This window comes from Myroides albus (genome assembly GCF_009711045.1).
GTDB classification, from domain to species: domain Bacteria; phylum Bacteroidota; class Bacteroidia; order Flavobacteriales; family Flavobacteriaceae; genus Flavobacterium; species Flavobacterium album_A.
Genome location: NZ_WMJX01000027.1, coordinates 23051 through 34890 on the forward strand (window position 1 = coordinate 23051; position 11840 = coordinate 34890).

Annotated in this window: 12 protein-coding genes and 1 riboswitch; of the genes, 1 reads left to right on the forward strand and 11 read right to left on the reverse strand. The window is 33.7% G+C overall.

Features of this window, described 5'->3' with window-relative positions; genetic code table 11:
- Positions 1-101 precede the first annotated feature (101 nt).
- From GJV76_RS11440 to GJV76_RS11490, 11 genes are all read right to left on the reverse strand, one after another.
- On the reverse strand, positions 102-1172 hold the full coding sequence (locus tag GJV76_RS11440) for a type II asparaginase (protein ID WP_155092755.1): 1071 nt from the start codon (positions 1170-1172) through the stop codon (positions 102-104).
- 13 nt (positions 1173-1185) lie between these two features.
- Positions 1186-2595, reverse strand: coding sequence for an aspartate ammonia-lyase (gene aspA, locus GJV76_RS11445; protein WP_155092756.1), 1410 nt, complete (start codon positions 2593-2595; stop codon positions 1186-1188).
- 635 nt (positions 2596-3230) lie between these two features.
- Positions 3231-3761 carry a YceI family protein gene (locus GJV76_RS11450; protein WP_155092757.1) on the reverse strand — a complete coding sequence of 177 codons (531 nt, stop codon included), beginning with the start codon at positions 3759-3761 and terminating at the stop codon, positions 3231-3233.
- Positions 3762-3863: 102 nt separating this feature from the next.
- Positions 3864-4535 (reverse strand): hypothetical protein, encoded by a 672-nt coding sequence (locus GJV76_RS11455; protein WP_155092758.1) that lies wholly within the window; start codon positions 4533-4535, stop codon positions 3864-3866.
- A gap of 234 nt (positions 4536-4769) precedes the next feature.
- Positions 4770-5579, reverse strand: a complete 810-nt coding sequence (gene thiD / locus GJV76_RS11460; protein WP_155092759.1) for a bifunctional hydroxymethylpyrimidine kinase/phosphomethylpyrimidine kinase — start codon at positions 5577-5579, stop codon at positions 4770-4772.
- Positions 5580-5591: 12 nt separating this feature from the next.
- A complete protein-coding gene (locus tag GJV76_RS11465) occupies positions 5592-6245 on the reverse strand; it encodes a TenA family protein (RefSeq protein WP_155092760.1) in 654 nt (217 codons plus the stop codon).
- Between the two features lie 2 nt (positions 6246-6247).
- Positions 6248-6889, reverse strand: coding sequence for a thiamine phosphate synthase (gene thiE / locus GJV76_RS11470; RefSeq protein ID WP_155092761.1), 642 nt, complete (start codon positions 6887-6889; stop codon positions 6248-6250).
- On the reverse strand, positions 6886-7683 hold the full coding sequence (gene thiM, locus GJV76_RS11475) for a hydroxyethylthiazole kinase (RefSeq protein WP_155092762.1): 798 nt from the start codon (positions 7681-7683) through the stop codon (positions 6886-6888). The genes thiE and thiM overlap by 4 nt, the downstream gene beginning before the upstream one ends.
- A 115-nt stretch (positions 7684-7798) precedes the next feature.
- A riboswitch (TPP riboswitch) is annotated at positions 7799-7891 on the reverse strand.
- A 38-nt stretch (positions 7892-7929) separates the two neighbouring features.
- Positions 7930-8751 carry an MFS transporter gene (locus GJV76_RS11480; RefSeq protein WP_155092763.1) on the reverse strand — a complete coding sequence of 274 codons (822 nt, stop codon included), beginning with the start codon at positions 8749-8751 and terminating at the stop codon, positions 7930-7932.
- 5 nt (positions 8752-8756) lie between these two features.
- A complete protein-coding gene (locus tag GJV76_RS11485) occupies positions 8757-9095 on the reverse strand; it encodes an MFS transporter (RefSeq protein ID WP_155092764.1) in 339 nt (112 codons plus the stop codon).
- A gap of 65 nt (positions 9096-9160) precedes the next feature.
- Positions 9161-9991: a helix-turn-helix domain-containing protein gene (locus GJV76_RS11490; RefSeq protein WP_155092765.1), complete on the reverse strand. Its 831-nt coding sequence runs from the start codon at positions 9989-9991 to the stop codon at positions 9161-9163.
- A gap of 916 nt (positions 9992-10907) precedes the next feature.
- On the opposite strand from GJV76_RS11490, the gene GJV76_RS11495 reads away from it, so the two are divergent.
- Positions 10908-11789: a hypothetical protein gene (locus GJV76_RS11495; RefSeq protein ID WP_155092766.1), complete on the forward strand. Its 882-nt coding sequence runs from the start codon at positions 10908-10910 to the stop codon at positions 11787-11789.
- Positions 11790-11840 lie beyond the last annotated feature (51 nt).

Genomic DNA, 11840 nt, shown 5'->3' on the forward strand with positions numbered 1-11840 from the left:
GATACATCTGTTGCTCCTTTTTCAATATTTTAAAGAATACTATAAACCTCTTATTTATAAAAGTGAGTAAAAGAAGTAGTTATAGTAATACCCTGATTTTATTAGTATTTAAAGAAAATATCTTGAATTGCGTTAGCATCTTTTGTTCTTGTCAAAGCAAGCATTAAAAGAATACGCGCTTTTTGTGGATTCAGATCATCAGCTACAACAAATCCTAAAGCTTGGTCGTCTACCTCATTGAATAAAGTAACGCGTCCTGCACCAGCTCTTGCTGCTCTACATACTGCGATTCCTGATTTTGCTGCTGCTTCTAATTCAGCTCCCACTTGAGCGTTGAAGTTACCATTCCCCATACCAGCGTAAACAATACCATCTACTTTAGCATCGCGTACTGCTTTTACAGTAATTGCACTTGCATCAGCATAACCATAGATAATCTCTACTTGAGGTAATTTTTTCAATCCTTTGATGTTGAATTTAGGCGCTGAAGAGCGAAGTGATTTGTAGTAGTAGCTTACTTTACCATCATAGATTAAACCAATTGGTCCAAAGTTTCTTGATTGGAAAGTAGCAATATTAGTAGTAACTGTTTTAGTCACATCTCTGGCTGCAAATACAGCTTCATTCATTGCTGTAACCACACCAATACCTTGACTATTTGGAGATGCTGCAACCATTACTGCATCAAGTAAGTTTCTATTTCCATCTTGACTCATTGCAGTTGATGGACGCATAGCCCCTACAAGAACAACAGGTTTATCTGAATGAACAGTTAATTCTAAGAAATAAGCAGTTTCCTCTTGAGTATCTGTACCGTGAGTAATTACCACACCATCAGCTTCATTGTTGTCAAATATCTCATTGATACGCTCACTTAGTTTTAACCAAGTTTCGATATTCATATCTTGACTACCAATTTGAGCGATTTGCTCTCCTTTTACTTTTGCCAAGTCGTGAATTTGAGGAACGGCATTTAACAAGTCATCTACTGGTACTTTACCAGCTGTATAAGCAGCTTTAGTAGAAGATTCTCCAGAACCAGCGATTGTTCCACCAGTTGCTAAAATAATTACTCTTGATTGTGGGGCATCTGCAGATTGAGTTGCCTTAGTTTGTGCTTGTATTTGGAAAGTAAACATTACTCCAAACACGATTGCTAATACCTTTTTCATGTTTTAAAGACTATTAAGAGTTTATTAATTTTGGATGTATTAAATTTTCTAATGAATAAATCTCATCCCATTTTTCTTGTGTAATTAACTTGCGCTCTACCACTACGATTTCATGGATATTCTTACCAGAAAGCAATGCTTCACCTGCTACACTCGCACAAATTTCATACCCTAAGATAGGATTTAATTGTGTAACTATCCCTATACTACCCATAACTAAATTCGCACAATGTGCTTCATTAGCCGTAATTCCTACGATACACTTGTCAACTAAAGTTTCCAAAGCATTTTTCAAATACTCCAACGAAGTAAACAGTGCGAAACCGATTACTGGTTCCATTACATTTAGCTGTAATTGTCCCGCTTCAGAGGCCATAGTCACAGTTAAATCTTGACCTATTACATAAAAACAAGTTTGGTTTACCACCTCTGGAATAACAGGGTTTACTTTACCTGGCATAATAGAAGATCCTGGTTGACGTGCTGGTAAATTAATCTCATTTAGTCCTGTACGAGGTCCTGAACTCAATAAACGTAAATCGTTACAAATTTTAGAAATCTTAACTGCTGCTCTTTTTAAAGTTCCCATGATTTGAACATACGCACCAGTATCACTTGTTGCTTCAATCAAGTCAGGTGAAAGTGTTAAAGCAAGTCCTGTCTCTTTTGCCAAGTATTTCACACATAATTCTGGATAAGCTTCTGGGGCATTTACTTTTGTACCAATTGCTGTAGCTCCCATATTAACTTCCAAGATTAAACTTTGTGCTTCTTTTAATCTAAGGTAATCCTCACCAACTGTTGTTGCAAAAGCATTAAACTCTTGACCTAAAGTCATTGGAACAGCATCTTGTAACTGTGTACGTCCCATTTTCAATACCTTGTCGAACTCCTTACCTTTAGCTGCAAAAGCCTTTTGTACTTTTTGCATAGATCCACAAAAAGACTCTATTTTTAAATATAATGCAATTCTAAAAGCAGTAGGATATGCATCGTTGGTTGATTGTGAACAATTCACGTGATTGTTTGGATGTACAAACTGATACTCTCCTTTTTTATGACCTAAATGCTCAAGGGCGATATTGGCAATTACCTCATTTGCATTCATGTTAACAGAGGTACCTGCTCCACCTTGAATCAAATCACTTACAAACTGATCGTCGTATTTTCCCGATACAACCTGATCACATGCAAAACAAATAGCATCTGCGATTTCAGGCTTCAATACCCCACAATCCTTATTTGCTAATGCTGCAGCTTTTTTTACCCATCCAAGAGCCTTAATTAGGTCTCTTTCTTTAACAAGGGTAATTCCTGTTATATTAAAATTTTCAATAGCTCTATAGGTTTGTACCCCATAATATTTGTCGTTAGGAATATCTAATTCTCCTAAGAAATCATGCTCTCTTCTAGTATCTTTCATATTATACTATTTTGAAGTTATTTATTAAAAATTATAAAAAACATATTAGATAACTATTTTATATTGATCGATAAGTTACTTTACATTTAAAAGCTTCTAATCAAGTAGCTATAAAAAAATCAAATAATGTATTTTGATATAGTACTTACAAAAACAGTTCCAAAATCTTTTATTGATTCAAAGGTAAAACATATTGAAAATTAAAAATATGGTAATTTATCATGTTTTTATTAGATATAATTTCATAATTTATAAAAGAAGGTTTGCAAAAATATAAATAAAAAAAGTTAAGTATCTTCAAAAACAACAGTAAAACGATTCATATTTTGATACAAATTTTAAATTATAAAATACAAATCTCAATAAAGTAGGTAGATTATTATAAATTACTTGAAAGGGCAAGAGTCCGTAGATGAAGAACAAGAAAAGTGAAGAAGTCAAATATTTTTTTTTACTTTTTTTCTCATTAGCCTATAACTCGCCTCCAAAAAGTGGTATTAAAGCCGTTTTTTTTAAAACATTACACCTTTTACTACTAAAAAAGGGCATTTTACATCGTAAAACACCCTTTTTTTTAATTAAAATATTTGATTTTTTTATGTTTTATATCCAAAACGGACACTAAAATTAGAGATTTATGCCTTTGCAAATTGTACTTCTGCAAATAATTTGATATCCTCTGCCACCAAAACACCTCCTGTTTCTAAAGCGGCATTCCAAGTTAAACCAAATTCTTTGCGATTAATCTTTCCCTTTAGTGATAAACCGATTTTCGTATTACCCCAAGGATCAATTAAGACACCACTATACTTAGCATCAAAACTAACTGATTTAGACACACCTTTAATAGTTAAAAGGCCTGTTACTTTAAATGTAGTATCAGCTACTTTCTCTATTTCTGTAGAAGTAAACTTAATCTCCTTAAACTTATCGGTTTCAAAAAAATCTGCACTTTTTAAATGGTTATCTCTTTCTGTATTATTGGTATCAACTGAATCAACTTTTGCATTAAAAGCAATCAACGAATCTTCAAAGTTATCAGACTTGCTTTCAATAGTAGAGGTAAATTCATTAAATTTTCCTGACACATTAGTAAACATCATGTGTTTTACTTTAAATCCAATTTCAGAATGAGTAGGATCTATATTCCATATTGCGTTTGTCATAATCTTGATAATAAATATTATTATTAATCTTTTTGTTATGCCAAAGATAGTAGCTCAAACATATAGATACACTTGAACTACATTAAGAAAGAGAATCAATATCTAATACAAACGAGCTGATACAAAAACACCAATATTGTTATAATTATCCTTGTCTGGTCCATACCAATCAAAATTACTGGCCAAACCAAAATCAACTTCTTTATACGTTACTCCAGCTCTTAATTTGATATAACTACGAGCGTGGTCACCATTATCTGGTGTAAAACCATAAAGTCCTTGAAGTCGATAATAGTACTTCCAGTTTGTATCAATCACAGGTTTGTACTCTACAAACAAAGCTGTTTCTTGTATAGGATTACTTTGCAAATCTATACGAGGATTAATATTAAATGTATACTCTGCATTGGCTTTTGTATAAGATAAAGCTGCTGAAGCTCTAAGTCCAGTCACATCTGTATAGAAATATCCTCCCATAATGTCTAAACCTCTCACTACATTATAAGTTAAATACCCTTGACTCATTACATCATCAAAGTCTTTCTTGTCAAATTCCGCTACTAAATTAGAGACGCTAAAAAGTCCTAACTTAGGTACAGATTCAAACTTTTTGTTAATTACAACTTCAAAAAAACCTCCGCGATTTCCCACTAATGACTCAAGTACTAAAGGTAAACTTCCCTTGGATAGCACAGGTGATTCTTGTGCTTTTACCCCTACTAAAGTAGATAACAACACTGCTATAACAGCTATAATTATTTTGCGTATAAACATAAGAGTTAGATATTTAGTTAATAACAATACAATACGCAAATATCTATCAAGAAAATATAGTTTCCAACGATTTTCTTATCACTTCTTCCTATTTACCCAGTTTTTGATCTTAAAAAAGTGAATTCTTTTTACATTCGAAATACATTATTTGATTCGTTTATTAAAAAAACAGGAGCTTACTTTTGCAAACTCCTGTCTTTTTACAATTTTATTATTTATAGTGGTATGCGTTAATTACCAGAAATCAACAAAATGATGAACTGGTCCATGTCCTTTTCCTATCTCGTATTCTGCTCCTGCTTGTATCACTCTTTCCATATAAGCTTTAGCCAGTCGCACGGCCTGATTCAAGCTTTCACCTTTAGCTAAGTAAGCAGCTAAAGCAGAGGAAAAAGTACAGCCTGTTCCATGGGTATTGTTCGTGTAAATTCGAGGTGAACTCAACGCTAAGAGTTGATCAGTTTCGGCATTGTAAAACACATCAGTTAATACATCATCCGAAAGATGACCAGCTTTAAGTAAAACAGAAACCTGTCGATTCATGGATAATTCCCGTGCAAAATCAGGCAAATCTTCTTGTTTCTTTATACGTCTGTTAAGTAGTATTTCGGCCTCTGGAATATTAGGTGTAATAACCCTTACATAAGGAATTAACTCGTCTTTTAAAGTTTGTATAGCCTCGTCTTGTAAAAGTTTATCACCAGAGGTTGCAACCATGACTGGATCCAAAACGATGTTGGTATAATTATATCCGATTAATGTATACCTAATAGCTATAATTAACTCTTTAGAATGCAACATTCCTATTTTTATAGCATCGCTTCCAATATCATCCAATACTGATTTTATCTGACCTGTAACAAAATCTACCGGAACAGGGTGTACACCAGTTACTCCCACTGTATTCTCATCTACTACAGCTACAATAGCACTAGCACCATAACAGCCACAAGCTGAGAAAGTTTTTAAATCTGCTTGGATCCCCGCCCCACCACTGGGATCACTTCCTGCGATAGTCATCGCAATATGATATTTCTTTTTCATACGTTTGCTTGATTAAATTGGCCATTTCTCTAAACGATAAGCACTATCCCAAAAAATCCACTCCAGCTTACTACACATCACAAAAGCAGCAGTCATTTCCTCTTGGCGCTGCCCGGTGGTTTGCTCTGCAATTTCATCGCAAATGCTAATGGCTTTTTTAACTGCTGATCCAAATTCTTCTCCCCCATAAGTATTAATCCAATCTTGATAGGGATTATCTGATGTAGTTTGGTTTTCCAAAATATAATCTCCCACCTCTTTATAAATCCAAAAACAAGGCAATACTGCAGCTAAAGCAACTTCCAAAGGAGCATGAGCAATTTGCCTTTCCAAGTAGTTGGTATATAACATACATCCAGGTGAGGCCTTTAGCTCCGATAAATCCTTTAGCTCTCCTACATAAGATTCATGTAGTATCTTCTCTACCATCATTGTGTCTTTAGCAAATCCCAAGAAGGCCTCTGTATGCTCCACTTTGTCAAGTTTTACAGCCAGAGCCGCCAGAACTTTGCCATAGCGAGCCAGATACAACGCATCTTGTTGAATATACTGTACAAATTTTTCTTTAGCTAAAGTCCCCTGCATCAACTCAGTGATAAATGGCATACTAAAAATTGCTTGATTAACCTCTTGGCTTGCTTGCCAAGCTCTTTCACTCCATTTCATAATTACATATTGTTTTTTGTTTGTTTGACTATATTTAAAAGTTCCGCAGCTGCTAATTTGGGTTTATCTGCTGAAATGATTGCCGAAACAAGTGAAATACCATCAGCTCCAGCATGTATTACTTGCTCTGCATTACTGACATTGATTCCTCCAATTCCCACACTTAAGTGTTTTGATTTTCTTGAAAAATCCCTTACCCCTTCAATTCCAATTGCCTTTGACGTATCTTTCTTTGTAGTAGTATCAAATACAGGAGAAAGTCCAATATAATCAACATCTAAAGTATTGGCATATTCAAGCTGCTGAGCATTAGAAACAGATAGGCCTATGATTTTATCTGGTCCCAACAATCTTCTAACTACTTGATAAGGCATATCTGATTGACCAATGTGTACCCCTTGCGCATCACAAGCTAAAGCTATATCTACGCGATCATTGATAATCAAAGGAACATCATACGGTTTTAAACACTCTTTGAGTCTTACTGCTATATTGTAAAATTGTTTTGTATCACATTGTTTTTCTCTGAGTTGCACTATAGTTACTCCTCCTTGAACAGCTTGCTCGACAATATCCACAATATCTCTACCTAAAGCACATTCCCTGTCTGTCACCAAATAAAGACTTAAATCCAATTGCCTCATGCCTTGAAATACATTTTAATTATTGCCTGATCTATCTTGTAAAGTTCATCTAAGAAATTCACTTGCATACTACCATTACCACTAGCATTTGCTGCTGCGAGTTCCCCTGCAATCCCCATAACAACCATTGCGTTGTAAGCGGCCTTTAACACATCATTATTCACAGCTACAAATGCACCTATAAGAGCAGTAGCTGAACACCCCATACCAGTTACTCGCTGCATGAGCGTATGACCGTTTTTTACTTCTAAGATTTCTTTACCATCTGTGATATAGTCAATCTCTCCGCTTACCACAACCACACAAGCGTATGACTTCGCCAACTGCTTTGCCAAATCAATAGCACTATCAGATGATACTGTGCTATCAACGCCTTTTGTCTTGGTATTAACTTTGGCCAAAGCCATGATTTCAGAGGCATTTCCCCTTATAATAGTAGGTTTACATTGTTGCAATATTTGCTCTGCCACTGTATTTCGATATGCAGTAGCTCCAACGCCAACAGGATCAAATACAATAGGCGTATTTAATTGTTTTGCTTTATTTGCTGCCAACAACATTGCCTTTACTTTACTGGAATCTAAAGTTCCAATATTTAGAACAAGTGCAGAAGCAATACTTACCATGTCCTCCACTTCCTCTATTGCATGAGCCATCACAGGTGATGCCCCAATTGCAAGTAAGGCATTAGCTGTATTGTTCATCACTACATCATTGGTAATATTGTGTACCAATGGAGAGTGTTTTCTTACTTTATCTAAGTCTTCGATAAGACTACTTAATTGTGCATTCATATTTAATTGTGTTTGATTAATAACAAAAAAAAGACCGCTTTGCATCGTGCAAAACGGTCTTATGGTATATAATAACGTCTATCTATAAGTATAATACCCTTATAGCTTGTCTTTTTTATAGTACAATCCGTTTCCCTCCGATGTCAATTACAACATATCAGGTTATAGGGTATAATCTCAGCTTTTTAAAGCACCCCTAACAGTCTTGCTACAAACATACAGTTAAAATTGAACACATGCTAATTTTTAACCATTAACACCCCCTTTAATAAATCGCTTGAAATATTGGTAACAAGCAATCAGAACTATTACACCGTTAATCAGCATCAAGATATAAATACCAAACCACTGCAATAGTAGCCCACCAAGTAAGGCCCCTAAACCTATAGCTCCATTAAAACAAGACACATAAATTGCAACGGCATTACCTGCCTCTTGTTTTGCAAGTTTTATTACAAGTGCCTGAAAACAAACAATTAAACTCGAAACACAACCTCCCCATATTACAAACAAAGGGTATAATACAAGGGTATATCCTTTGATTCCAAATACACTAAAGAGCAATAAACACATAGCTGTTAAAGCAATGGCGTACAACACAATTTTAGACAAATACTCTTCAATGTAGCGCGTGAGTAACGTATTGGATAAAAAACCTGCTACTCCAAAACACAACAAAAGTAAAGAAACACTTGATTCCTCCAATGCCAATGTATTTGCAAGCCATGGCTGAACAAATGAGTAAATAGAGAAATGGGCTGTGATACAACACACACTTATTAATAAGATTGCTACTACATCTTTATTCTCAAATGTCTTCTTAAACAAAGCAAAGCCTTTTGATGAACTATGTTCTCTTAAGGTAGGAACAAAAACTAATAGCAATATACCACACGCAAAAGCTGATAAACTCAAAATATTATAAATAGTTTGCCACAAAAGATAAGTACTTAAAAAATTGACAATAACTATACAGAAAGCACTGGCAAAAGACACTCCTAAAAAAGCGATTGCTGTGGCTTTTGCTTTGACTTCATCCTTGACAATACTCGTAGCTGTAATAGCCAAGAAAGCTAAAAAGCTCCATTGGCTATTCCTCCTATAACCCGTGCTAAATACAAATAGAAGGTGTGATCTGCTATAGAAGTTATATAATTAGCCAAAGCAATCAAACCCAATAATACTGCCAACAATACTCTGCGATTTATCCCTGCCAAAAACATTGGAGTCACAAGAGCTACCAAAGTTCCTATCCAAGCATATATAGTCACACTTACTCCTATTTCGGATTCACTTGCCCCTAAGGATTCTCCCATTAATGACATAACCCCCAAAGGGGCAAACTCAGTACTAACGATAATAAATGCACTAAAAGACAATAAAAATAAGGTGATGTAGTTTCTAACTCCCATTTGTTTAATATTTACGGGCAAAACTACTAAGTACAGTAAGGGGAAAATTGTCAAAATAGGTAAACCTATTGTATAAACTGGTTTTGATAAGCTTTTCGAAAATCCAAAGGGGACATTCCCACTTGTTTTTGAAAGACTTTATTAAAATGAGCCACATCCTTAAACCCAAGTTCAAACGCAATCTCTTTGATAAGTAAATCGTTTGTGTACAAGAGACGTTTGGCCTCCAAAATAATGCGATTGTAAATAAACTGCTTTAAACTCACACCTGTATGTTCGAGCATCACCTTATTCAAAGTCCTTTGATTCACTGCTAAGTGATTGCTGTAAAAAGACAGTTGTTTTTGTGTTTTGTAATTTTTATCCACTAATTTTAGTACAAAATCAACCAATGTTTTATCTAAAACTTGATTTTCGAATTCTCTTGATACAAAAACATCTGTTATGTGAACAAATAATGCTTTAAAGTAAAAGCTTAGCAAATCTCCTCTACGCTTATCACTGTACTCCTGTTCAATTAATTGCACTAACAGTTCCAAGTGATTTTTTAATACATCACTTAAAATAGCACAAAAGTAGTTAGCAGAAAAACAAAATGGATGAGCAGCTCCTAACAAATCAATAAAATACTCTTTGGAGAACTGAAAAACATATCCCTTGACTTTAACCTTATCAAATTTGTGAACTTGATTAGGAGTCAGAAGTAAAACTGTATCAGTAACTAAGGCAAGTTCACTTGATTCAACATAATGTAGCCCCTGTGATTCTATATCAGTAAACCATAGAAACTCAAAGTAATTATGCCTGTGAAAATCACAAACTTCTTGAACCTTTATATTTTCTAATCGACCTACAAAAAAAGGAATTTGTATCGGAAGGTTTACACTTTCTATCATTGAAATTAGCTTGAACAAAGTCACTTTGACCTACTCACTTATAAAAAACTAAATTACTAAAAAATCAACGAACCATAGTTACATCCCTGATAAAAGCTAAATAATAGCTTGAAGTCAATACAATAACAAAGAAGTAAAGATGATATAAGAAAATAGAAATACTACTTACAAACAACTAAAATAAAGCCACTTGGGCCTTTATCTGAAAGAATCAATTGTGTTCTCTAAAGATAAAATTACTGTAATTGATGAAACTTTCAAAGCACATTTCAGTGCTTAGCTTGCACTTTTTTGGGGATTACTTCGGTATTCCTAGGGGTTTTCTCGCCCAGAAGGCCTTTTTCTCGAAGAAAGGTGCAAGAAGGGTGCAAGCAAACCGAAGCAAAGCCATTGTTAAATTACTCGGAAATGTAAATAAGCAACAGATTCTCTTTACACCTATTTTTACAGCTAATAATGTTATGTTTTGCCATTTCTTTCTCTAATGTGTATTTATTCTACTACCTAAGTCAATATAAATAAAGAAACACTAACGAGCTATATCTCTTGAACTGTTCTTGAAAAAGGGAGTAAAACTAATTGTCAAAATCAAAAAGAATAGAGACAATGTAATGTTACTATTAATCAACACAGTACATAAAAAGAAAACATTGCTTAGTGAAACGTCACAGAGGTGAACTAGTAATCTTGTCTCAAGTAGAACAGACAAGCCTATGTAAATTCAATACATATTATCTAAGTTATCATTGATAAAAAGGACTAATAGCATAAGTCTTATTTACGTTAATATTGCTTAAAACAAATTGTTCAATAGAAATAATTATACACAGATAAGAGCAAAAACATAGTTATCAATTACCATAATTATTAAAAATTATTAAAAACAAGTATCTTTACAATCATAAAAAAAACAAATATGAAAAAGTTCTTAAAGCCAACTGTGCTTTCATTGATCGCATTAGCTATTCTTAGCTGTTCTTCAGATGACAATAAGTCAAATGATGATTTTATTACTCAAGATATCACGGTTCTTCGCTCGATACATGATAGTAATTACTACAAAATTAAAGGTGAAAGTGAGTTTAAGTTAGTATCAACTAACCTTATTGAGTACAACTATAACGATATTGCACAGTTAAAAAATATACTTTCAACTGATACTAAAATGAAAGTTGAAGGAGATAAAAAACAAGAAACTAAAGACATCATCGAAGATGAAATACAATATGGAGAAAACGGCAAAATTAAATCTATAAAAACTACAAATAAAACCGAAGGTGAGATTATTTCTGAAATTGTATTTGAATATGATGAAAATAACAGAATAATTAAAAGCTTTGATAAGGTAGATAAGATTACAGAGGTTTTCGAGTATAACACTGAAAACTTACCTGTAAAGTCAATAATTTCTCAAGAAGGAAATCCTACATCAGACATAAATGTGTACAAATATGAAAATGGCAACTTAATTTCTGCAGAAAAACTACAATCAAAAGAGGATGAAAAAGACATCACTTACTTTGAATACGATAATTATAATAGTCCTTTTAAAGATATGTCTGTAAATAACTTTTCATTTGAACATGACTATGTTGATGGATTGAGCTATGCTTATACTGTTAAAAACAATATTTTAGCTTATCATTCTGAATATAATAAAGATAAGGTAGAGATTAAATATAATTACAATCAACAAAATTACCCTATTCAAGCAGAAACAATTGAAGTTGAACCAAGTGGCAATGAGTTTAAAACCATAACAAAATATACCTATCAAACCATAACAGTTATTAAGTAGATTACCAAACTTTAAAAGAGGCTGTCTAAAAAGCCTAAAAAACAAAACCCC